We start from the raw sequence: 21,845 nt of genomic DNA, 5'->3' as shown, positions 1-21,845 counted from the left end.
CCGCTAGGCTATCCGACGAAAATTCAGGCGGCGCGCCCGGCCGGCGTTGACGGTCAGGCGCGCCGCGTCTTTCGCGAGCACCGCATCCGCCCAGGCCGTATAGAGCGACGAGGGGATGACGATGCGGGCGTGGTTGGCCCCCAGCCCTTGTACCGTCCAGGGACCGTTGTTCCGGATCGGCCCTTCGGCCCTCGCTTCCCGCCCCTCGATGATCCAGCGCGTCCCGAGTTCCTCGCACTCCCAGGTGCCGTCGAGCTCCGGGGCCGAGGGCGTTTTCACGCGCGTGAAGGTGGAGCGATGGCCGGCGTCGAATTCCACCTCCATGCGATCGTCCCTGGGCGGCGAAGCAGTGAAGGCGAAGCTGCCGCGCGTCGCGCCCATGCGGCCATCCGGCGTCGGCGCCAGCGTATAGGCGACGCCATGCATGCGAAGCTGGCCCTCGGCATCCATGTCGAAGGAGATACCTTCCTCGTCGCTCCACCAGCTTCCCTCCATGCCGGCCAGGTCCACCGGCGCGGGCGCGGGGCCGACATCCGGATCCTCGGACAGCACGGCCTCCAGCGCCTTGTAGGCGATGAAGGTGGGGTCGAGCCCGGCGTGATTGGCGATGACGACGATGGCGAGGTCCTTGGCGGGCACGCGCAGGAACAGCGTCTTGAAGCCCGGCCAGAGCCCGCCGTGGCTCAAGGTGGGAATGCCGCGCCAGACATCCGTCTGCAGCCCGCGCGCGTACCTGTTCGTCAGCCCGTTCTCGAAGGCAGTCGCGCCTTCCAGCTCGGTCACCAGGCCGCCCAGCGCCCGGTCGCCGGCATGCGCCCAGATCAGCAAGTCCTCGACGCAGGAGACGAGGCCGCCCTCGCCGCCCAGGGGGAAGCCGTGCGGGGCCTTGAGGAAGCCGCCCTCGGCGGTGAGATAGCCGGTCGCGAGGCCGGGGATGGGCACTGCCAGATCCGGCGTGTGGCGGGTCCGCGTCATGCCGAGCGGCGCGAAGATCCGGCGCTCCAGGAAGTCCTCCAGCGGCTCGCCCGCCACGCGTTCGACCACCTGGCCCAGCAGGCGGAAGCCGCTGTTGGAATAGAGGAAGCGCGTGCCGGGCGCGAAGTTCAGGCTCGCCTGGCGCCGGATGGCCGCATCCAGCTGCTCGTCCGTCACCGCCATGGAAAGGTCCACGCCGCCGAGGCGCATGAGCTCGAGCATGTCCCGCAGGCCGGAGCTGTTGCGCATGAGGTGGTCGAGCGTGATGCTCGCGAGCGATTCGGACAGGCCGGGCAGGTGCTGGCGCACCGGGTCGGACGGCGAAAGGCGCCCCTCGCGGGCCAGGAGCATGATGGCGGCGCAAGTGAACTGCTTGGAGACGGAGGCGATGCGGAAGGTGGTCTCCGGCCCGATGGGGACGCCGAGCTCGATGGAGGCCAGCCCACCGGAGCGGTGCAGCAGCACCTCACCCCCGCGTGCGATCCCGATGGTGGCTCCCGGCGCCCCGGAGGGCAGCGCCAGAAGGGGGGCCACGCGCCGTTCGAGACGCAGCAGGTCGAGATCGGTCATTCTGGGAAAACTCCTGGACGTGAGGAGCTTAGCCCTGGATTCGAGCATCGCGCCATGCGCGTAACCATTCTGGGCGCGGGCGGCCATGGCCGCGCCGTCTGCGAGGCCGCGCTGGATGCGGGCTTCGAGGTGATGGGATTCCTGGACGGCCGCGCGCCGCTGCCGGAGGTGCTGGGCCTGCCCGTCCTGGGCACGGAAGCGGCGCATGGGGGCGGGCCGCTGTTCATCGCCCTCGGCGACAATCCCACGCGGCTGGCCGCGGCCGCGCGGCTGGGCTCGCCGCTGCCAGTTCTGCTTCACCCCTCGGTAGTTCGCGCGCGCAGCGCCGAGATCGGTGAGGGCGCGGTCGTCATGCCCCGCGCCGTGCTCGGCGCGCAGGCCAGGATCGGCCGTCTCGCGCTCGTGAACACGGGCGCCATCGTCGAGCATGACGTTACGATCGAGGAAGGAGCGCATGTCGCGCCCGGCGCGGTCATCTGCGGCGGCGTGACGATCGGGACATGCGCGATGGTCGGCGCCGGTGCCGTCATCGCGCCGAATCTGAGGGTTGGCGCGGGGGCGGTCATCGGCGCGGGCGCGGCGGTGCTGGAGAACATTGCCGCTGGTTCACGTATGGGCGGGGTTCCTGCCCGAAGCTTGCGCTGATTCCGCATTGCGGGGTGCGCCCAGCCTAGATTCCCGCCTATATTGCCATTTGAGGGATGCGTTAAGCTTTCTCGATGCTCTTAGTCGCGATCCCGGGAGTGGGGCCCCGGGGGTGGGGCCGCGGGCATCGGAGAGGGCGAGCCAACCAAGCATGAGGTTGCCTGCATGAAGTTCAAGGTCGGGACCACCGCTGCCGTCGCGGGCGCCTTCGCCGCCGGCATCATCATCGGTCCTCAGGTCGCGGCGCTGGCGCAAGCCGATGGCGGCCGCGCCGAGACCTATCGCCTGCTGCAATTGTTCGGCGACGTCTTCGCGCGCGTCCGCGCCGAATATGTCGAGCCGGTGCAGGACCGCGACCTCGTCGAGAATGCCGTGAACGGCATGCTGACCGGGCTCGATCCGCACAGCGCCTACCTGAACCCGCGGAATTTCCGCGACATGCAGGTGCAGACGCGCGGCGAGTTCGGTGGCCTCGGCATCGAGGTCACGCAGGAGAACGGCTATATCCGCGTGATCTCGCCCATCGACGACACGCCGGCCGCGCGCGCGGGCGTGAAGCCGGGCGACTTCATCACCCATCTGAACGGCACCAGCACCCAGGGCCTGACCCTGCAGGAGGCCGTGGAGCAGATGCGGGGCGAGCGCGGCACCGCGATCCGCCTCACCATCCGCCGCGAGAACGAGCAGCGCCCCATCGAGGTGAGCATCACGCGCGACGTGATCCGCCCGCAGGTGGTCCGCTACCGGCTCGAGGGCAACGACGTCGCCTATATCCGCATCACCTCCTTCAACGAGCAGACCGACGTCAACCTGCGCCGCGCCATGACGACGATGCGCCAGCAGGCCGGCGGCACCCTCAAGGGCGTGATCCTCGACCTGCGGAACAACCCGGGCGGGCTGCTCGACCAGGCGGTACAGGTCGCGGACGACCTGCTCGACCAGGGCGAGATCGTCTCCACTCGCGCCCGCCGGGCCGAGGATGCGCAGCGCTGGAATGCGCGCTCGGGCGACATCACCAATGGCTTGCCGATCGTCGTGCTGGTGAATGGCGGCAGCGCCTCGGCCAGCGAGATCGTGGCCGGCGCGCTGCAGGATCACCGCCGCGCGGTGGTGCTGGGCACGCGCAGCTTCGGCAAGGGCTCGGTCCAGACGGTGATGCCGCTGGGCGGCAACAACGGCGCCATCCGCCTGACGACCGCGCGCTACTACACGCCCTCCGGCCGCTCCATCCAGGCGACGGGCATCGAGCCCGACGTCGAGGTCCGGGCCTCCCGCCAGGAGGCGCAGACGGCCGCCAACGCTTCCTCCGCGCGCGAGCGCGAGCAGGATCTGCGCCGCGCGCTGCGCGCCGAGGGCGGCGAGGGGCAGCAGAACGCGGCCGTGCCGCTGCCGCCGCTCAATCTCCCGGCCTCGGTGCTGGAGCGCGTGCAGCGCCAGCCGCCCGAGGGCGCGCCGGCGCTCGACCTCACCAAGCCGGAGACGGATTTCCAGCTCCAGCAGGGGCTGGTCCTGATCCGGGCCATGGCCTCGACGCCGCAGCGCCGCGCGCAGCGGTGATGAGGGCGATGCGGCACCCGTGACGGCTGGGGCTGCGAAGCGTCGGGGGTGGCGTGCGCTGGGAGTTTTCTGGGCGGTCGTGCTGATCGCCCTGGGCGGCGGCGCGGTCACCCTGCAGGTGATGGGACCGCCCGAGGCGCGGCCCTTGACGGTCGTCCAGGAAGCACCGGCTGAGGTTCCCGCAGCCGGTGCCGCGGTCACCGCGGGCGCCTTGCGAGCGCGGCTGCCCGAGCCGCTGCAGCGCTTCGTGGACCCCGACCTGGTCGAGGATTCGCCGAACGGCCTGATGCCGCGCGTCGCGGCCGACGGGCGGGCGCCCATGCGGGCCTATGCGCGCAGCTTCAACCAGGCCGAGACGCGGCCCCGCGTGGCGCTCATCCTGGGTGGCATCGGCCTGAACCAGGCGTTATCCGAGCAGGCGATCGAGACGCTGCCGCTGACGGTGGCGCTGGCCTTCAGCCCCTATGCCGCGCGGCCGGTCCCGCTGCTGGAGCGTGCGAGGCAGCGCGGCTTCGAGACGCTGCTGGCCCTGCCGACGGAGCCCGCGGGCTATCCGGTGAACGATCCCGGCAACCGCGCGCTGCTGACGGGCCTCTACTGGGCCGAGAATTCGCAGCGGCTGGACTGGCTGCTGACGCGCTTCCCCGGCCATGTCGGCGCCGTCGGGGCGCTGGGTGCCATGCGCGGCGAGCGTTTCGCGGCGCTGGGCGAGCCCTTCGGCCTGATGCAGGAGCGTCTGGCCTCGCGCGGGCTGCTCTATTTCGACGCGCGCCCAGGCGCGCCCAATCCGCAGCGCGCCTGGGGCCGGACCGCCGACGTCGTCATCGACGAGCCGCATACGCGCGCCGAAATCGACCAGCGGCTCGGGCAGCTGGAGCGCGTGGCGCGGGACCGGGGGGCGGCGCTGGGCTATCTGGGCGAGGTCTCGCCCGTCGCCTTGCAGCGGGTCACCGAATGGGCCAACGGTATCGAGTTTCGGAGCGCGGTCCTCGCGCCCGTGACTGCCGTCATGACCCGTCCGGATTCCGCCGCCCGATGAACCTGCCCTATCGCCCCAATGTGGGCGCCGTCCTCTTCAACGCCGAGGGGTTGATCTTCGTCGCCCGCCGCGCCGACCTGCCCAACGCCGAGGGCGCGCCCGGCGGCTGGCAGCTGCCCCAGGGCGGCGTGGATGCGGGGGAGGACCTGCGGGTCGCGGTCATGCGGGAGCTGGAGGAGGAGATCGGCACCGCCAAGGCCGAGATCCTGGCCGAGCATCCCGAATGGCTGAACTACGACCTGCCGCCGGAGCTGCTGGGCAAGGCGCTGGGCGGCAAGTATCGCGGCCAGACGCAGAAATGGTTCGCCATGCGCTTCACCGGTACGGATTCCGATATCCGGCTGGACCTGGACCCTCACCCGGAATTCGACGCCTGGCGCTGGGCCCGGCTGTCGGAGCTTCCGGCGATGGCGGTGGCCTTCAAGCGCGAGATCTACGACCGCCTGGCGGTGGATTTCGCGCGCTTCGCGAAGGCTTGATTTTCAAGGATATTTTTCCTATAATGCTGCCCGCCCACAGGTGAGCCGCGCCCGCCACGCTGCGCGGCACGGGTAAGATAGTAAGATGGTAAGATAGTAAGGCGGGGTCCGGGCCCAGCCTCGGACCGGGAGCGTAGCGACCGCGCCGGGGGCTTAGAATGCCTCGAAGAAGATCTTGCTGGTGAGGCCGAGGCCGACCAGGGCAAGGCCCATGGCGAGCCCTGGCCACCAGGGCCGCACGCCGTTCTGGACCACCAGCGCATTGACCGCGAGCGAGCCCAGGAGGGCCGCCACCGGCTGCCACCATTCCAGCTTCCAGAAGCCGAAGAACAGCAGCACCGCCCAGAAGAGAAAGGAGATTCGCCCCAGCAGCCGGAAGGCGCGGTCGGCCGGCGGATATTCCGGGCGCAGCGCGGGGGTGCTGCAGCGGTTCTCGATCATCCCCGCGATGCCGAGCAGGATGATGGCGGCGAAGTAGATGTTCATGGGGCTCTTATGTCGGCGGCGGCTCCCCTCGCCAAGGGCGTGGCGCTTCGGCAGAGTGGGCACATGAAGAGATTCCAGAGCACCGAGCGCTACATCGCCCCCCGCGAGCTGGAGGTGGCAGTGAACGCCGCCGTCGCGCTTCAGCGGCCGCTGCTGGTGAAGGGCGAGCCGGGCACGGGCAAGACGGTGCTGGCGCAGGAGATCGCACGCAGCCTCGGGCTGCCGCTGATCGAGTGGCACATCAAGTCCACGACCAAGGCGCATCAGGGCCTTTACGAATACGACGCGGTGAGCCGGCTGCGCGACGGCCAGCTCGGCGACGAACGCGTTCGCGACGTCTCGAACTACATCATCAAGGGCAAGTTGTGGGAGGCCTTCACGGCCGAGACGCCGGTCGTGCTGCTGATCGACGAGATCGACAAGGCGGACATCGAGTTCCCGAACGACCTGCTGCTCGAGCTCGACCGCATGCAGTTCCACGTCTACGAGACGCGGGAGACGATCGTCGCGAAGCAGCGACCCATCGTCATCATCACCTCGAACAACGAGAAGGAGCTGCCGGACGCCTTCCTGCGCCGCTGCTTCTTCCACTTCATCCGCTTCCCCGACCGGGAGACGATGGAGCGCATCCTGCAGAGCCACTATCCCAACCTGCGCGTCGACCTGGCGCGCGAGGCGCTGAACGTCTTCTTCCAGATGCGCGAGGTGGGCGAGCTCAAGAAGAAGCCCGCGACCTCGGAGCTGCTGGACTGGCTGAAGCTGCTGATGATCGAGGACATGCCCGCCGAGGCGCTGCGGACCAGCGACGCCAAGGTCGCGATCCCGCCGCTCTACGGCGCGCTGCTGAAGAACGAGCAGGACGTGCATCTCTTCGAGCGGCTGGCCTTCCTGAACCGCGCCCGCAGGTAACCGGGATGTTCGCGCCCTTCATCCATGAGCTGCGCAAGGCGGGGCTGCCGGCCTCCGTCACGGAATGGCTCATGCTGATGGGCGCCATGAAGGAAGGCGTCGCGGATTACGACCTCGACGATTTCTACTATCTGGCGCGCGCCACGCTGGTGAAGGACGAGCGGCATCTGGACCGCTTCGACGTCGCCTTCGGGCAGTTCTTCAAGGCGCTCGAACCGGAGACGAAGGTCACCGGGGAGATCATCCAGCGCGAGCTCCCGGATGAGTGGCTGAAGAAGCTCGCCGAACGTCTCTTCACGCCGGAGGAGATGGCGAAGATCGAAGCTCTGGGCGGCTTCGAGAAGCTGATGGAAACGCTGAAGCAGAGGCTGGAGGAGCAGAAGGGCCGCCACCAGGGCGGCAGCCGCTGGATCGGCACCAACGGCACCTCGCCCTTCGGCGCGGAGGGTTTCAACCCCGAAGGCGTGCGCATCGGGCAGGAAGGCTCGCGCCACCGGCGGGGCGTAAAGGTCTGGGACAAGCGCGAGTTCCGCGACCTGGACGACGACGCGGCGCTGAGCTCGCGTGCGATGAAGCTCGCGCTGCGGCGCCTACGGCGCTTCGCGCGCCAGGGCGAGGCGAGCGAGCTGGACGTCTCGGGCACCATCGGCGCCACGGCGCGCAATGCCGGCACGCTCGACATCAAGATGCAGGCGGAGCGGCGCAATGCCGTGAAGGTGCTGCTGCTGCTCGATATCGGCGGCAGCATGGACGACCACATCCGCGCGTCGGAGGAGCTGTTCTCCGCCGCGAAGTCGGAGTTCAAGCACCTCGTCCACCTCTACTTCCACAACTGCCCTTACGAGCGGTTCTGGAAGTCCAACCGCCGCCGGCACGAGCAGCAGATCCCGACCTGGGAGGTGCTGCGGACCTATGGCCCCGACTGGCGCGTGGTCTTCGTCGGCGACGCGTCGATGTCGCCCTACGAGGTGGTTGAGCCCGGCGGCAGCGTCGAGCATTGGAACGAGGAATCCGGCAAGGTCTGGATGAAGCGCATTACCGGCCATTTCCGCCGCGTGGCCTGGCTGAACCCCACGCCGCAGAAGCACTGGGGCTACACGACCACCATCGGCATGCTCCAGGACGCGGTGGAGGGCCGGATGTTTCCGATGACGCTGGAAGGCCTCGACGGGCTGGCGAAGGCGCTGCGCTAGCGGCCGAGGCACCCCAGCGCGGCCTCAGGCGTTCGGCCGCAGGATCTGCCGCAGCACGGTCCCGTCCGAGAGCCGGTCGAAGCCGAGGTTGATCTCGTCCAGCGTGACGAAGCCGCTCTTGAGCTTCTGCACCGGCAGCTTGCCGCGACGATACATGCCCAGCAGCAGCGGGATGTCGCGCTGCGGGACGCAGCTGCCCATGTAGCTGCCGCGAATGCTGCGCTCCTCGCTGACCAGCGCCGCATGCTGGTAGGCGAACTTCGACGCCACGTTCGGAAGCCCTGCGCTGATCGTGCTGCCGCCGCGCGCGGTGATGGCATAGGCGAGCTCCAGCGCCGGGATGCTGCCGGCGGTCTCGATCACGGTGTCGAGGCCGCCATCCGTCGCGTCGCGCACGGCCGCCGCGCAATCGGCATTGCCGGCGAGGAAGGTATCTGTCGCGCCCCACTCCTTCGCGAGCTCCAGCTTCGCGGCGCTGGTATCGACGGCGATGATGCGCGAGGCGCCTGCCGCGACCGCCGCCAGCAGCGCATTCATCCCCACGCCGCCGAGGCCGACCACGCCGACCTCCTCGCCGGGCCGCAGCCGGGCGGTGTTGAGCACGGCGCCCGCGCCCGTCATGACGGCGCAGCCAAAGAGCGCCGCGTCCTCCAGCGGGATGTCGGGGTCGATCTTCACCAGGCTGTCGCGCATCACCACCGCGTATTGCGCGAAGAGCGAGAGACCGGAGTTGTGGTTGATGGCCTCGCCATTCAGCCGCTTCAGCCGCTTGGCGCCGGACATCAGCGTGCCCTTCGCGCGCGTCGCGAAGGAGGCGCCGCAGATGTTCGGCCGGCCGCGCACGCAATAGCGGCACTCGCCGCAGCTCGTGACGAAGAGCGCCACCACATGGTCGCCGGGCTGGAGCCCCGTCACGCCGTCGCCCAGCGCGCGCACGATGCCCGCGCCCTCATGGCCGATGATGATGGGCAGCGGGCGCGGGCGCTGGTTCTCGATGGTCGAAAGATCGGAATGGCAGAGGCCGGCGGCCGCGATCTCGATCAGCACCTCGCCGGGGCCGGGGGCTTCGAGCTCCACTTCCTCGATCTGCATGGGCCTGGTCTCGGCATAGGGGCGTGGCATCCCTTGGGCGTGCAGAACGGCGGCCTTCATGCGCATGCGGAAATATCCTCCTGTTCCGTCCAGGCTGGACGCGGCGGCACAGCCTGTCCAGCATCCGGCGGAAAGGGAGATGATGATGACCTGGGATCTCTACGCCATCCGTTATGCGACCAATCCGCGCCGCAAGGCGCGCGACAATTTCGTGCTGGCGCCCGCGGACCCGCATGATGGGCCCATGCCCATGGACTATTTCGTCTGGGCTGCCGTGAAGGATGGGCGCGCCGTCGTCATCGACAGCGGCGCGGATGCGGCGACCTGCGAGGCACGCGGCAATGATTTCCTCCGCTGCCCGACGGAAGGGCTCAAGGCGATCGGCGTCGATGCGGCGAATGTCGAGGCCGTGATCAACACGCATCTGCACTGGGACCACGCGGGCAACTTCGAAAAATTCCCGCGCGCGCGCTTTCACGCCCAGGCCTGCGAGATCGCGCACGCCACGGGCCCCTGCATGTGCAAGCCCTTCATGCGCCGCGCCTACGACGTCGAGCAGGTGGTGAGCTTCGTGCGCCTCGTGCACGGCGACCGCGTGGAGTTCCACGAAGGCGAGGGCGAGGTCGCGCCAGGCATCACGGTCCGCCAGGTGGGCGGGCATGCGCCGGGGCTGCAGGTGGTGCGGGTGCACACGAAGCGCGGCTGGGTCGTCGTCGCCTCCGACGCCATGCACTACTTCGCCAATGGCGAGACCGGGAATCCCTTCCCGGTCATCGTGAATGTGCAGGACTATCTGGACGCCATCGCCATCCTGCCGAAGCTCGGCGAGGGGCGGGACCATGTGGTCCCGGGCCATGACCCCCAGGTGCGGAAGCTCTATCCCGAGGTCGCCGAGGACATCTATCGCCTAGACGTCATGCCGAAGGCGTAGCCGACGCTGGCCCGAGGCGCAGGCTCGGGCCAGGATCGCGTGCCCGGCGAAACGCCTTAGCCGACGGGGTTCGTCAGCTCGCCGATGCCCTCGACGGCGATGCGGACCGTATCGCCGGTCTTGAGCACGCGCGGCGGCGTCATGGCATAGCCGACGCCTTCCGGCGTGCCCGTCATGATCACGTCGCCGGGCCGCAGGGTGAAGCCCTTGGAGAGGTGATGGATGATCTCCTTCGGGTCGAAGATCATCTTGCTGGTCCGGCTGGACTGCCGCTGCTCGCCATTGATCCAGAGCTGGATGGCGAGGTCGGAGGCGTCGAGGTCCTCGGCGGGGATGATCCAGGGGCCGAGGGGGCAGGAGCGGTCCAGCGACTTGCCCTTGAACCACTGCCCGTAGCGGCGCTGCAGGTCGCGGCCCGTGACATCGTTGGCGATGGTCCAGCCGAAGACGTGGCTCAGCGCGTCCTCGCGCGAGATGTTCGCGCCTTCCTTGCCGATGATGAGGGTGAGCTCGGCCTCGTAGTCCAGCCATTCCGTGACGCCGGTGGCGCCATGGTCGGGGATCGTGTCCCCGGGCGCGATCACGGTCTCGGGTGCCTTGGTGAAGAATTGCGGGAACTTGGGCAGCTCGCTGCTGGTGATGCCGCGGGTGCGGTCGCCCTCCGCCACGTGGTCCATGTAGTTGCGGCCGACGCAGAAGACGTTGCGGGCCGGGCGGGGGATCGGCGCCAGCAGCTTCACGCTGGAGAGGGCCAGCTTGGCCTCGGCCGACGGGGCCGCAACCAGGGCGCGTATCTTTTTCAGCGATGCGGCGCCTTCCGCGATGATGGCCAGCATATCGGGCTGGGCGAGCCCGGCCTTCCGCAGGTCCAGGACCTCGGATTCGCCGATCACGACGCCCGGCCTCGCTTCGCCGTTTGCTTCAAAGGTCACGAGTTTCAACGTCATTGTACTTTCCTCCGGCCGGGTTGGGCACCTGGACGGATAGGGGAACGGATTGCGGGTGACCTGGCAAGGCAGGCACCTCAGGATTTAAATTGTATACAGTTCCCGCTTCATGGTACGCGCTGCCCTTAGAGGAGTCCTCCATGCTGCCGCGCCGTGCCGCCCTGCTTGCCATGTCAGGATCGATGGCCGGTGCGTCGGCCGCGAAGGCGCAATCGCCCGATCATTTCCATCGGATTCAGTGGGCTGCGTTCCGGAACCGCTTCATGGCGCCGGAGGGCCGTATCATCGACACGGGCAATGACCATGTCTCCCACACGGAGGGGCAGGGATGGGCCATGCTCGCGGCCGTGCGCGCCGATGACAGGGCCTCTTTCGAGAAGCTCCATCGCTGGACCAACCGCACCTTGCGGCGCCAGGGGGATGAGCTTTTCGCCTGGCGCTTCCGGCCGGGCGCGGCGCGGCCGGTTGATGATCCCAACAACGCGACCGATGGCGACCTTTTCATCGCCTGGGCTTTGCTGGAGGCAGGGCGCCGCTGGGGGCGGGCCGATTGCACCACCCAGGGTACCGCCATGGCGCGGGATATCCTGCGCCTGCTTTGTGCCCAGGCGGGGCCCTTCACCGTCCTTTTGCCGGGAAGTCAGGGCTTTCAGCGCACCGACCATACCGTGGTCAATCCGTCCTACTACGCGTTTCCTGCCATCCGGGCGCTGGCGATGGCGTTGCCCGACCCGGCCTGGCTGCGGCTGGCCGCCGATGGCGTGGCGCTTCTCCGCGCCAGCCGCTTCGGGCGCTGGGGCTTGCCGCCGGACTGGCTGACGATCCGGCATGCCGACGGCGCGCTCGCCCTTCCCGGCGACTGGGCGCCGCGCTTTTCCTATGACGCGGTGCGGGTGCCGCTCTATCTGGCCTGGGTTGGGCTTGCGGATGAGCCCGCCCTGATCGGGCCTGCGGATTTCTGGTCGGACCGCCAGCATCGGCACATGCCGGCCTGGACCGATCTGACCAACGACGGCATCTCGCCCTACGCCGCCTCTCCCGGGATCACGGAGGTCGCGCGGCTCACCCGGGCCCTTCGGGAGAGAAGTCGGTGGCTCGCGGACCGGCCTGTCGGTGCTTTGGATATGCCAAACTACTATTCTGCCGCCTTGAGCCTTCTTGCTGGGCTGGCTGCCTGGGATTCCGGCATGGCTTAACAACAACAGCCCGACAGGAAACCTTCCAACGTCGAAAAAAGCGGTTGCAGGTTTCTCGATTGAGCGCGACCCTCCATCGTCCCTGTTTACAGAGGTTTAGGTTTTTCGATGGCGAAGGAACCGGACGTGGCGCGCGTTGCGGCCGCGTTTAATACGCCTGGGCTGAAGTATCGCAGCTTCGGCAATCTGCCGGTGCGTAATGATTCGCCGCGTGCCGAAACCCTCGCCGACCCTGAAGCTGTATTGCGGGAGCTCCGTGCGGCGAATGCGGCCCGGGATGCCGAGGCCGCCGCGGCAGCTGCGGCGGCCGCTGCCGCTTTGGCCCAGGCGTCCGTTCCGGTTGTGGAAGTCGTCGAGGTGATTGAAGAGGCGCCGCCAGAGGCGCTGATCCTGACGACGCCGATTGCCCCGGCTCCTCCCGTGGCCGCGGCGCCGACGCCCGCTGCCGAGCCGGCCCCCGCCCCCGCCCCCGAGCCCGTGGCCGTGACGCCCCCGCCCCGGCGTATCGCTCCGTCCCAGGCCGCGCAGCCGCCGCGCCCGCCGGTGGCACCGCCGCCGGTCCATGCGGCGCCGGCCGCGCCTTCGCCGCCGCCGGTCCAGGTTCAGCCGCGTCCCGTCTCGCCGGGGGCCATTCCGGTGCCCCCGGTCCCCGAGCCCGAGCCCCCGAGGCCGGAGCCCGTGGTTCTGCAGCCGCCGGCTCCAGCGCCGGCGCCGGTCCTGGCCCCGCCGCCCGCGCCGATTTCCGTGCCGGCGCCAGAGCCGGTGCGCGCGGTCCAGATGCCGCCTCCCCCTCCGCCGCCCGCCCCGCCCGCCCCCCTGCCGGAGGAGCCCGGGATCGATTGGGCGGCGCTGGCCTCGGCCGCGCATCCCGCGCCGCCGCCGGTCCGCGACGAGGAAGCCCGCCGCCTGTCGGAGGCCGAGATCGAGCAGGCCCCGGCCTTCGCCCTCCTGGATGCGATCGGCCAGGTTCCCGACGTGCCGCCGACCGCCGCGCCGGCTCCTGGAGGCACGCTCGCGCGGCTTCGCCAAGTGATCGCGACGACGGTCGAGACGCCAGTATTAAGTCCGGCTTATCAAACTGGAACCGCAAGCAAATCCACCCAGTCCCTGGGTGGTGAAGGGATGGTACCCGCCTCGGCAGTGACAGTTCCCCTGGGGGAGGTTATGCGCATGATTGCTGCCGGCGGCCCGCCGCCAGCATCCCCTGTCGATACGTTCCGCACCGCCCTGCGGTCGTCATCGTCCTTCTAGACTGCCGGAGGCTCCATGCCCCTTATCTGCTTCGCTTCACCCAAGGGCGGTGTCGGGAAGACAACCCTGGCCGCCAATGTCGCCGATGCGATGCGGCGACAGGGGCGGCGTGTGCTGGTGATGGACTTCGATCCCCAGAACACCCTGCGTCTGCATTTCGGCATTCCGCTCACCGACAGCTCGGGGTTCATGACCGAGCTTCCCAAGCGTCCGGATTGGCGGGAGCTGGTTCGCCAGACTTCCTCCGGCGTGATGCTGCTGCCGCACGGCTCCATCGACATCCGCGGCGCGCTGGGGCTGTTCCATTCGCTGGAGCGCGATCCCGAACTGCTCGCCGCGCCCATGCGCGCCATCCTCTCCGACCCGAACCTGCTGGTCATTGCGGACACGCCCCCCGGAGCCTCGCACTCGCTGAATATCCTGGCGCCCATGTCGGCGATGGTGGTCGCGGTGCTGCTGGCCGACGCGACCAGCGCGGCCCTGGTGCCGGACATCGACAACGGCCGCTTCCTGGGCGCCGGGACGATGGCCGCCCTCTTCGCCGGCCGGCTCCGGGTCGTGCTGAACGGCGTCGACCCGAATGCGCGCCTCTCGCGCGCCGCGGCGGAAACGGTGGCGCGCCACCTGGGGCCGCGCCTGCTCGGTGCCGTTTGCCGCGAGGAGATCGTGGCCGAGGCCCTGGCCGCGCAGCGGCTCGTGCTGGATATCGCGCCGGCCAGCCAGGCGGCGGAGGATCTGCGGGAAATCTCCCGGGGCATCGAGGCCGCGCTGCCGGCGGTGCCTGAACCATTCAGCGCGAACTGGGGAGCTCGATGAGCGAAGTCGCGGCCCGCAGGGAATGGCTAGCCCGCCTCCCCTTGATGAGAAACAAGTGGTTTGGCTGGCTGGTCACGATCGTGGGCCTCACGGCGGCGCTCGTCGTCATCACCGTTCCGATGCAGCCTGAGCAGCAGGCCATCTTTGCCATCGGCGGGTTCATTGTCTTCCTGATCTTCAACAGGTTGGAGGGGCGGACGGTGACGCTGCTCCTCGCCCTGCTCTCGATCGTCGTCTCGCTGCGCTACATCTTCTGGCGCGTCACGGAGACGCTGGACTTCAGCACCTTCCTGCAGACCTTCCTCGGCACCGGCCTCCTGCTCGCCGAGGTCTACGCCATTGTCGCGCTCGTGCTGGCCTATTTCCAGACGCTGTGGCCGCTGGACCGCAAGCCGGCGCCCATGCCCGCGAACCCGGACGACTGGCCGGTCGTGGACGTCTTCATCCCCAGCTACAACGAGCCGCTCGACATCGTGCGCCCGACGGTCTTTGCCGCGCTCGCGCTCGACTGGCCACCGGAGAAGCTCAATGTCTACCTGCTCGACGACGGCCGGCGCGAGGATTTCCGCCGCTTCGCCGCCGAGGTGGGCTGTGGCTACATCATCCGCCCCGACAATCGCGGCGCCAAAGCCGGCAACATCAACCATGCGCTGAGCCAGACGACCGGCGAATACGTCGTCGTCTTCGACTGCGACCATGTGGCGACGCGCGGCTTCCTGCAGCTCACCGTCGGCTGGATGCTGCGCGACCGCGGCCTCGCCATGGTGCAGACGCCGCACTACTTCTACTCGCCCGATCCTTTCGAGCGGAACCTCGTCGCCGGACAGCGCGTGCCCAACGAGGGGCTTCTCTTCTACGGCCTGATCCAGCAGGGCAACGACTTCTGGGGCGCGACCTTCTTCTGCGGCTCCTGCGCGGTTATGCGGCGCACGGCGCTCGAGGCCGTGGGCGGCGTGCCGACGCAGACGGTGACCGAGGACTGCCACTGCTCGCTCAAGATGCAGAAGCTCGGCTGGCGCACCGCCTATCTGCGCGTGCCGCTCGCGGCGGGCCTCGCGACCGAGCGACTGATGCTGCACATCGGCCAGCGCATGCGATGGGCGCGCGGCATGATTCAGATCCTGCGCATCGAGAACCCGCTGACCTCGCACGGTCTGAATCTGGCGCAGCGCCTTTGCTACTTCATGGCGATGTTCCACTTCCTCTTCCCGCTGCCGCGCTTCGTGTTCCTGACCGCGCCGCTCGCCTTCCTGATCTTCGGCGAAAGCATCATTGCGGCCTCGCCGCTCGCCATCGTGGCCTATGCCGGTCCGCATATCGTGCATTCGGTCGTGACGAACTCGCGCATCCAGCGGCGCGTGCGCCACTCCTTCTGGTCCGAGATCTACGAGACGGTGCTGACCGTCTACCTGCTGCCCGTGACGCTCGCGACGCTGCTCGATCCGAAGCGCGGCCGCTTCAACGTGACGGACAAGGGCGGCACGCTGGAGGAAGGTTATTTCGACCTTCGCGCCGTGGGCCCGAACATGTTCCTTGCGGGCGCGCTGATCTTCGGGCTGCTGCTCGGCATCTACGGCCTCGCGGTGAACCCGCCGGCCAGCCTGGAGTTCCAGGCCTATGCGCTGAACGTCGTCTGGGCGACCTTCTGCCTCATCACCGTTCTCGCCGGCCTCGCCGTGGGCCGCGAGCGGCGCCAGGTGCGTGAGCGCGCGCGCGTTGCCGCCGAGGTGTCGGCGGCCGTGACCTTCGCGGACGGCCGGCGCATCGAAGGCGTGTCCGAGGATCTTTCGCTGGGTGGCGCCGCGCTGCGGATGCCCGCGCCCGAGACGCTGGGCGAGGAACCGCTCGTCATGGTGGAACTGGATGCCGGCTCGCAGATCGTGAGCTTCCCGGCCGAGGTTCTGCGCTGGCAGGGCGATCGCCTGAACCTGCGCTTCCTGCCGCAGGACATCCAGGACGAAGGCAATGTTGTGATCGCGACGCTGAGCCGCGCCGATGCCTGGGTGGATTGGGACAATATCCGCGCGGACCGGCCCCTGCGCTCGCTGAAGGAAGTGCTCGTGTCGATTGGTGGTCTGTTCTCGGGCGGCTCGCAGTTCAGTTTCCGGCGGCGTCCCGCGCGCGGCCGTATCATCAACGCGGAGCCGCTGGCGCCGCCTGCGCCGCCCGTGTCGGCTCGAAACGAGAACGCGCGCACGGCCGTCACGGCCGCCGTCAGCGGTGCCGTCATGCTGCTGATGGCCTCGACGGCCCTGGCGCAGACGCGCGTGCCGGGCTCGGCCCTCGGAACCGGCGGCGGCAATGTGCCGGCCGCGCCGACGCTCTCGCCGCTGCCGGGGTCTGCCGGCGGTCCCGCGCCTTCGGCGCCGCCGCTTGCGCCAGCCCCCGCCGCGCCGGTCCTCTCGCCTTCACCGACCTTGCCGCCGATCCTGTCCCCGGCCCCAGCGGCCGCGCCGGCGCAGCCGCCGATGCTCTCGCCCGCGCCGACCTTGGCGCCGGCGGGAGGCAACCCGCTGGCCCCTGCCGGCGGCAACCCGTTGGCGCCCGCGGCCCCGGCAGGCGGCAATCCGCTGGCTCCGGCCGGCGGTGCGCCCAATGCAGGGCCCATGGACCTCAATCCGCTGATGCAGGCGGCCGGCCAGGACGCCCCGGGCACGCGCACCGAGACGCGCACGCTGCGGCAGCTCGGCCTCCGTGGCCCGATGCAATTGCGGGGCGTTTCGGATCTCCAGGGCATTCTCTTCGGCGTGCGAGGCGACGAGGTGGTGACCTCGGCGCGGCTGGTGCTCCAGGGCGCGACCTCTCCGGCGCTGATCCCCGAGCTCAGCCAGATCGCCTTCACGGTGAATGAGCAGTTCGTCGGCACGGTGCAGCCCGATCGCTCGCGCCCCGCCTTCGGCCCGCTCGAATTCCCGATCAATCCGTTCTTCTTCGCGGATGTGAACCGGCTGAACTTCCGCTTCACCGGCCGCTACGCCATCGAGTGCAACGACCCGCTCTCCGGGCTGCTCTGGAGCACGATCTCCGACAATTCGACGCTGTCGCTGCGGCTGGAGCGCCTGCCGGTGACGCGCGACCTCGCGCGCCTGCCCGAGCCCTTCTTCGACCCGCGCCTGCTGCGCGAGCCGCTGGTCCTGCCGATGATCATGCAGGATACGCCGAGCAACGACGCCTTGCGCGCGGCGGCCATCGTCTCCTCCTGGTTCGCCGTCCAGGCCGACTATCGCGGCGCCACCTTCCCGGTCGCGACCGTGCTGCCGCCGACGGGCAATGCCGTGGTCATCACGACCGCGCCCGACGCCATTCCCGGCCTGATCCTGCCGCGCCTGGAAGGACCGACGCTGGCCGTGGTGCAGAACCCGAGCGATCCGCTCGGCCTGCTGCTGGTCATCGCCGGCCGCAACGGCGGCGAGGCCGTCACCGCCGCCACCGCGCTGGGCGTGGGCCGCGAGGCGCTGAGCGGCGAGATCGCCACCATCACCTCGCAGGACGTTCCCGCCCGCCAGCCCTACGACGCGCCGCGCTGGGTCCGCACGGACCGGCCGCTGCGCTTCGGCGAGATCATGGACCCGTCGGAGCTGCAGGCCTTCGGCTACGTGCCCGGCCCCATCGCGGTTCCCTTCCGCACGGCGCCCGACCTCTACACGGCGCGTGAGCGCGCGCTCTCCTCGCTGGTGCGCTTCCGCGCCCCGCCGGGACCGATCATGGACGTCGCGGTCTCGCGCCTCGACGTCGCGATCAACGATATCTACCTGCGCTCCGTCCCGCTGCGCGCGGCGGACCTGACCTGGCCGCTGAGCTGGATCCAGCGCCAGTTCGTCTCCAGCGAGGTGGACGAAGCGCAGGTCGCGCTGCCGAGCTACATGCTCTTCGGCCAGAACGAGCTGCAGCTGCGCTTCGACATGCGTCCGCTGCACCGCGGCGACTGCATCGCGGTGCCGGGCGACATCCGCGCCTCGGTCGACCCCGACAGCACCATCGACCTGACCGGCGCGCACCGCTTCACCACGCTGCCCAACCTCGCCTTCTTCACGAGCTCGGGCTTCCCCTACACGCGCCTCGCCGATCTCGGCGATACGGCGGTCGTGCTGCCGGAGCGTCCGAGCCAGCAGGAGCTGGAATCCTTCCTGACGCTCATGGGCCGCATCTCCGCTCTGGTGGGCTACCCGCCCGTGCGCATGCAGGTGATCCGCCCCGGCGCGCTGCAGGAGAATGCGGACAAGGACCTCATCGTCATCGGTACGCTCGGCCGGCAGCCCGCGCTGCAGACGCTGATGCGTGAGGCCGGTCCGCTGCGCGTGGAAGGCAACCGCCTCTCCGTCGCGCTGAACGACGGGATGGGCGATTTCCGCAACCTCTTCGGCGGCGAGCGCCGCGGAGAGCTCGAGCGCCTCCAGGCGCAGCTGGCCGCCCCTGGCGAATCGCTGGGCGCGCTCATCGGCTTCGAGAGCCCTCTGAAGTCCGGGCGCTCCGTCGTCGCGCTCACCGGCTCCAGCCCGGCGGGTCTCGAGGCGATGATCATCGCGCTGCGCGATCCGGAGCAGGTGCCGCGCGTTCAGGGGGACACGGCGGTCCTCTCGGGCGGTCGCGTCACGGCCTATCGCGTGACCTCCACCTACCAGGTCGGCAGCCTGCCGCCCTGGCTCTGGCCGGAATTCTACCTGGGGAACAACCCCTGGTACCTGCTGATCATCCTGCTGGTCGTGCTGCTGCTCGTGCCAGCGCCGCTCTACTGGATCCTGCGCCGTCGCGCGGCCCAGCGCCTACGTGAAAGGTCTGCCGTTTAAGGGGGAAAGGCCGCTCGCCAGCCTTGCCTTGGGTTTGTGTTCGGGGAGTGTTTGATGGGATTTGGTCCGGCTGCCTTGACGCGGCGTGCCTTGTTGGCCGGTGGGGCCGCGGGGTTGGCGTCCGTTGCTCAGGCGCAGAGCGCGCTGGTGGATATCGGGACGGAAGGATGGCTCTTCCCGGCCTGGGACCGGATCAATCGCCTCGACGTCGAGGCGATGCGCCGAGCCGTGCAGGGCATCATCGAGGCCGTGACCATCATCCGCGGCGGCCGGATGGACGTGGTGCTGCTCGTGATCCCGTCGAAGAAGCGGCTCATGCGGCGGTTCCTGCCAGGCGCTCAGGTCGCCGCTGATATCGACCGTCGCTACACCATGATCCTGCAGGAAGGGCGCCGCGCGCAGGCTGTGGTGCCCGACCTGGACACGCTGTTCCGCGAGACGATGGGGCGAGACCCGCGCCGGGTCGTGTTCTTCAAGACGGATACCCATTGGACGCCGGTCGGCGCCGAGGTCGCGGCCGTCGAGACCGCGCGGTTGATGCGCGAGCAGCTCGGCATGCCGGCGAGCCAGAAGCCGGGCGTCCGCCTGGGCGACCTGCGGCCCATGACCCTGGCCCAGGGCGACCTCCTCACTTACGTCCCGGCCGCGCAGCGCGCCAATTTCGGGCGCGAGGAATCCTGGGTGCGTCAGGTGCTTCCGGCGCAGGGCGGGGGCGGCGGATTGCTGGAATCCGACGACGCCGATGTGGCGGTGGTCGGCACGAGCAACATGCAGCCTCGCTTCGCCTTCACCGAAGTTCTGTCCAACCAGCTGTCGCGGCCGGTGAACCTGCAATGGCGCACGAACAATTACGGCCCGTACTACGTGCTTCTCGAATATCTGCGCAGCGAGGGTTTCCGGCGCCAGCGCCCGCGCGCGATCGTCTGGAATTTGTTGGAGATTGACATGATCAATGCGTCGAACAGCTCGTCCTGGGGGCAGTTCGCCATGCCGCCGGCGAACTTCATCAGCGAGTTGCGGCGGCTGGTGGCGGTATGAGGGCCATGCTTCGTCTCGCGGGGCTCGTTGCGGCCGCCCAAGTCTGGCTCGCGACGCCGGGATTTTCGCAGAGCCAGGTCTATGACGCGGCGCCGCCGCGCGGCTCGGCCTATGTGCGGCTGGTGAACGGCCTGCCGGGCGAGGTCTCGGCAAGGCCGGACTTCCTGCCCCAGCAGCGCCTCGGCACCGGTGTCGCCGAGCGCGCGATGCCCTTCACGGTGGTTGAGAATGTCGCGAACCGCCAGCTCCGCCTGGAGTTCCAGGAAGGCCAGCGCCGTGGGACGGCGACCTTCCGCGCCGAGGCCGGCAGCTTCACCACCGTGCTGTTGCACGCCACGGCGGATGGCAACATCACCGCGACGGCGATCACCGATGCGGCGGACTTCAACCGTGCCCGCTCGCGCCTGGCCTTCTACAACGGCCTTCCGGATTGCCCGGCCGCGGCCCTGACGCTGCTGCCCTCCGGGCCTGCGGTGTTCGAGGATGTGCCCTCGCTGCAGACGCGCTCGCGCAGCGTGACGCCGGTGGAGGCGCAGGTCCGCGCGAGCTGCGGCACGCGCAATGCCGCGCCTGTTGCCCTGCAGGGGCTGGAGGCCGGCGGCATGTACAGCGTGTGGTTGATCGGCGCCGGAACGAATATCGGCGCGTTCGTGACGCGCGACACAACGGCCCGCTACCGACCGTGACGACAGGAGACCGGGGATGAAGGGGAGGCAGGCGAGCTCGTGCATCGGGCACCGCGAAGGCGGCAGGGATCTGCTGCAGCGCGGAACCGCGCGGCTCGCGCTTCTGCTTCTCTCCACGGTTTCGCTGCCCGCGTTGGCCCAATCGGATGTCCGGATGTCGGGCGGGGCGGCGACGACGAACCTGGTCGAGCAGGCGCAGTTCTGGCAGCAGCAGGGGCAGCCCGAGCGCGCGCTGCAGGCTTATGAGCGCCTGCTGGCGGTGGAGCCGAACAACGTCGATGCGCTGGCCGGCGCGGTGGAGATGGCGGCGCTGGCGAACCAGTCGTCGTCGGCGCAGCGGTATCTGGCGCAGCTGCGGCGTGTTTCGCCGCAGGATCCTCGGCTGCCTCGGGTGGCCGAGCTGGTGCGTCTGATGAACGAGGATGCGGAGGTGCTGGCCTCGGCCCGGGGCCTTGCGGCGGCGGGCCGTGGCTCCGAGGCGGTGGCGCGATACCGGGAGCTCTTCCGCGGCGGCAACATCCCCTCGGTTCTCGCCCCGGAATATTACCAGGCGCTCGCGGGCTCATCCGAAGCGGGTTACCGCGAGGCGGTTCAGCAGCTGAGCCAGCGGACGGCGGCGAACCCCAGCGATCAGCGCCTGGCGCTGACCTACGCGCAGATCCTCACCTACCGGGAGGATTCGCGGGCGGAAGGCATCGTCCTCCTGCAGGAGCTGTCGCAGCGGCGCGGCATGCGGGAAGCCGCGCGCTTCGCCTGGAGACAGGCGGTGATGTGGCTGGGCCCGGCCGTGGAGGCGACGCCCTTCCTGGAGGCCTATGCGGCGGCCTATCCCAACGACTCAGAGGTGCAGTCCCGCCTTCGCGAAGTCCAGAACCTGTCGCAAGGCGCGTTGACGCCCCTTGCCGCTGCTCGCATCGCGGCCTGGAGCGAGATGGAGCGCCGCCAGTTCAACGCCGCCGAGCAAGGCTTCCAGGACGCGCTGAAGATCGAGCCCAACGACGTCGATTCCATGATCGGTCTCGCGCTGGTTCGCATCAACCAGCGGCGCCAGCCGGAGGCCCGGCGGCTCTACGAGCAGGCCATCGCCATCGCCCCGGACCGGACGCAGGAATTCGGCACGCTGCTCGGCTTCATCGGGGGTGGCGCGGGTACGGTTGGCGCCGGCACTGGTGTTGGTTGGGTTGCTGGGCCGACGGTTCAGGCGTGGCGGTTGCTGGAGCGGGGTGATCTGGATGGTGCTGACCGGCT

18 protein-coding genes are annotated in these 21,845 nt (G+C 69.4%); 14 read left to right on the top strand and 4 right to left on the bottom strand.

What is annotated here, in order from left to right; genetic code table 11:
• Positions 1 to 3: 3 nt before the first annotated feature.
• On the bottom strand, positions 4 to 1,545 hold the full coding sequence (locus WJM96_RS00090) for a serine hydrolase domain-containing protein (protein ID WP_424810377.1): 1,542 nt from the start codon (positions 1,543 to 1,545) through the stop codon (positions 4 to 6).
• Positions 1,546 to 1,599: 54 nt separating this feature from the next.
• Here WJM96_RS00090 and WJM96_RS00085 point away from each other — a divergent pair, with 54 nt between their 5' ends.
• The 4 genes from WJM96_RS00085 (at position 1,600) to WJM96_RS00070 (ending at position 5,265) form a co-directional block, all read left to right on the top strand.
• A complete protein-coding gene (locus WJM96_RS00085; RefSeq protein WP_424810376.1) occupies positions 1,600 to 2,190 on the top strand; it encodes a NeuD/PglB/VioB family sugar acetyltransferase in 591 nt (196 codons plus the stop codon).
• Between the two features lie 165 nt (positions 2,191 to 2,355).
• Positions 2,356 to 3,747, top strand: coding sequence for a S41 family peptidase (locus WJM96_RS00080; RefSeq protein WP_424810375.1), 1,392 nt, complete (start codon positions 2,356 to 2,358; stop codon positions 3,745 to 3,747).
• A gap of 79 nt (positions 3,748 to 3,826) precedes the next feature.
• On the top strand, positions 3,827 to 4,786 hold the full coding sequence (locus WJM96_RS00075; RefSeq protein ID WP_424810374.1) for a divergent polysaccharide deacetylase family protein: 960 nt from the start codon (positions 3,827 to 3,829) through the stop codon (positions 4,784 to 4,786).
• On the top strand, positions 4,783 to 5,265 hold the full coding sequence (locus WJM96_RS00070) for an RNA pyrophosphohydrolase (protein ID WP_424810373.1): 483 nt from the start codon (positions 4,783 to 4,785) through the stop codon (positions 5,263 to 5,265). The genes WJM96_RS00075 and WJM96_RS00070 overlap by 4 nt, the downstream gene beginning before the upstream one ends.
• A 153-nt stretch (positions 5,266 to 5,418) precedes the next feature.
• On the opposite strand, the gene WJM96_RS00065 is transcribed toward WJM96_RS00070, so the two are convergent.
• On the bottom strand, positions 5,419 to 5,751 hold the full coding sequence (locus WJM96_RS00065; RefSeq protein ID WP_424810372.1) for a hypothetical protein: 333 nt from the start codon (positions 5,749 to 5,751) through the stop codon (positions 5,419 to 5,421).
• A 63-nt stretch (positions 5,752 to 5,814) separates the two neighbouring features.
• Between WJM96_RS00065 and WJM96_RS00060 the strand changes: the two genes are divergently transcribed.
• Both WJM96_RS00060 and WJM96_RS00055 read left to right on the top strand, forming a co-directional pair.
• Positions 5,815 to 6,660, top strand: coding sequence for an AAA family ATPase (locus WJM96_RS00060; RefSeq protein WP_424810371.1), 846 nt, complete (start codon positions 5,815 to 5,817; stop codon positions 6,658 to 6,660).
• 5 nt (positions 6,661 to 6,665) lie between these two features.
• A complete protein-coding gene (locus WJM96_RS00055) occupies positions 6,666 to 7,853 on the top strand; it encodes a vWA domain-containing protein (RefSeq protein ID WP_424810370.1) in 1,188 nt (395 codons plus the stop codon).
• Positions 7,854 to 7,877: 24 nt separating this feature from the next.
• Here the strand turns inward: WJM96_RS00055 and WJM96_RS00050 are convergent, their stop codons facing one another.
• Entirely contained in the window at positions 7,878 to 9,011 is a 1,134-nt protein-coding gene (locus WJM96_RS00050; RefSeq protein ID WP_424810369.1) for a zinc-dependent alcohol dehydrogenase family protein, read from the bottom strand.
• A gap of 73 nt (positions 9,012 to 9,084) precedes the next feature.
• On the opposite strand from WJM96_RS00050, the gene WJM96_RS00045 reads away from it, so the two are divergent.
• A complete protein-coding gene (locus tag WJM96_RS00045; protein WP_424810368.1) occupies positions 9,085 to 9,876 on the top strand; it encodes an N-acyl homoserine lactonase family protein in 792 nt (263 codons plus the stop codon).
• 56 nt (positions 9,877 to 9,932) lie between these two features.
• Here WJM96_RS00045 and WJM96_RS00040 read toward each other — a convergent pair whose 3' ends face one another.
• Positions 9,933 to 10,823: a fumarylacetoacetate hydrolase family protein gene (locus WJM96_RS00040; RefSeq protein WP_424810367.1), complete on the bottom strand. Its 891-nt coding sequence runs from the start codon at positions 10,821 to 10,823 to the stop codon at positions 9,933 to 9,935.
• 140 nt (positions 10,824 to 10,963) lie between these two features.
• On the opposite strand from WJM96_RS00040, the gene WJM96_RS00035 reads away from it, so the two are divergent.
• The 7 genes from WJM96_RS00035 to WJM96_RS00005 form a co-directional block, all read left to right on the top strand.
• Complete coding sequence (locus WJM96_RS00035) at positions 10,964 to 12,019, top strand: glycosyl hydrolase family 8 (RefSeq protein WP_424810366.1); 1,056 nt, start codon at positions 10,964 to 10,966, stop codon at positions 12,017 to 12,019.
• 108 nt (positions 12,020 to 12,127) lie between these two features.
• A complete protein-coding gene (locus WJM96_RS00030) occupies positions 12,128 to 13,270 on the top strand; it encodes a hypothetical protein (protein ID WP_424810365.1) in 1,143 nt (380 codons plus the stop codon).
• 15 nt (positions 13,271 to 13,285) lie between these two features.
• Positions 13,286 to 14,086, top strand: coding sequence for a cellulose synthase operon protein YhjQ/BcsQ (locus WJM96_RS00025; RefSeq protein WP_424810364.1), 801 nt, complete (start codon positions 13,286 to 13,288; stop codon positions 14,084 to 14,086).
• 44 nt (positions 14,087 to 14,130) lie between these two features.
• A complete protein-coding gene (gene bcsA, locus WJM96_RS00020; RefSeq protein WP_424810363.1) occupies positions 14,131 to 18,873 on the top strand; it encodes a UDP-forming cellulose synthase catalytic subunit in 4,743 nt (1,580 codons plus the stop codon).
• Between the two features lie 114 nt (positions 18,874 to 18,987).
• Complete coding sequence (locus tag WJM96_RS00015) at positions 18,988 to 19,911, top strand: alginate O-acetyltransferase AlgX-related protein (RefSeq protein ID WP_424810362.1); 924 nt, start codon at positions 18,988 to 18,990, stop codon at positions 19,909 to 19,911.
• Positions 19,912 to 19,916: 5 nt separating this feature from the next.
• Positions 19,917 to 20,597, top strand: a complete 681-nt coding sequence (locus WJM96_RS00010) for an ABC transporter permease (RefSeq protein ID WP_424810361.1) — start codon at positions 19,917 to 19,919, stop codon at positions 20,595 to 20,597.
• A 16-nt stretch (positions 20,598 to 20,613) separates the two neighbouring features.
• Positions 20,614 to 21,845 (top strand): tetratricopeptide repeat protein (locus tag WJM96_RS00005; protein WP_424810360.1); only part of this gene is annotated, 1,232 nt, incomplete at its 3' end.

The sequence above is a fragment of the Roseococcus sp. YIM B11640 genome, from assembly GCF_049727625.1.
Classification (GTDB): domain Bacteria; phylum Pseudomonadota; class Alphaproteobacteria; order Acetobacterales; family Acetobacteraceae; genus Roseococcus.
This window is presented reverse-complemented; position numbering and strand designations above follow the sequence as displayed.

Bases quoted from the DNA above. Each gene is read 5' to 3' on its own strand.
- WJM96_RS00090 (WP_424810377.1), bottom strand. From the start codon at position 1,545: ATGACCGATCTCGACCTGCTGCGTCTCGAACGGCGCGTGGCCCCCCTT.
- WJM96_RS00085 (WP_424810376.1), top strand. From the start codon at position 1,600: ATGCGCGTAACCATTCTGGGCGCGGGCGGCCATGGCCGCGCCGTCTGC.
- WJM96_RS00080 (WP_424810375.1), top strand. From the start codon at position 2,356: ATGAAGTTCAAGGTCGGGACCACCGCTGCCGTCGCGGGCGCCTTCGCC.
- WJM96_RS00070 (WP_424810373.1), top strand. From the start codon at position 4,783: ATGAACCTGCCCTATCGCCCCAATGTGGGCGCCGTCCTCTTCAACGCC.
- WJM96_RS00065 (WP_424810372.1), bottom strand. From the start codon at position 5,751: ATGAACATCTACTTCGCCGCCATCATCCTGCTCGGCATCGCGGGGATG.
- WJM96_RS00060 (WP_424810371.1), top strand. From the start codon at position 5,815: ATGAAGAGATTCCAGAGCACCGAGCGCTACATCGCCCCCCGCGAGCTG.
- WJM96_RS00055 (WP_424810370.1), top strand. From the start codon at position 6,666: ATGTTCGCGCCCTTCATCCATGAGCTGCGCAAGGCGGGGCTGCCGGCC.
- WJM96_RS00050 (WP_424810369.1), bottom strand. From the start codon at position 9,011: ATGCGCATGAAGGCCGCCGTTCTGCACGCCCAAGGGATGCCACGCCCC.
- WJM96_RS00045 (WP_424810368.1), top strand. From the start codon at position 9,085: ATGATGATGACCTGGGATCTCTACGCCATCCGTTATGCGACCAATCCG.
- WJM96_RS00040 (WP_424810367.1), bottom strand. From the start codon at position 10,823: ATGACGTTGAAACTCGTGACCTTTGAAGCAAACGGCGAAGCGAGGCCG.
- WJM96_RS00035 (WP_424810366.1), top strand. From the start codon at position 10,964: ATGCTGCCGCGCCGTGCCGCCCTGCTTGCCATGTCAGGATCGATGGCC.
- WJM96_RS00030 (WP_424810365.1), top strand. From the start codon at position 12,128: ATGGCGAAGGAACCGGACGTGGCGCGCGTTGCGGCCGCGTTTAATACG.
- WJM96_RS00025 (WP_424810364.1), top strand. From the start codon at position 13,286: ATGCCCCTTATCTGCTTCGCTTCACCCAAGGGCGGTGTCGGGAAGACA.
- bcsA (WP_424810363.1), top strand. From the start codon at position 14,131: ATGAGAAACAAGTGGTTTGGCTGGCTGGTCACGATCGTGGGCCTCACG.
- WJM96_RS00010 (WP_424810361.1), top strand. From the start codon at position 19,917: ATGCTTCGTCTCGCGGGGCTCGTTGCGGCCGCCCAAGTCTGGCTCGCG.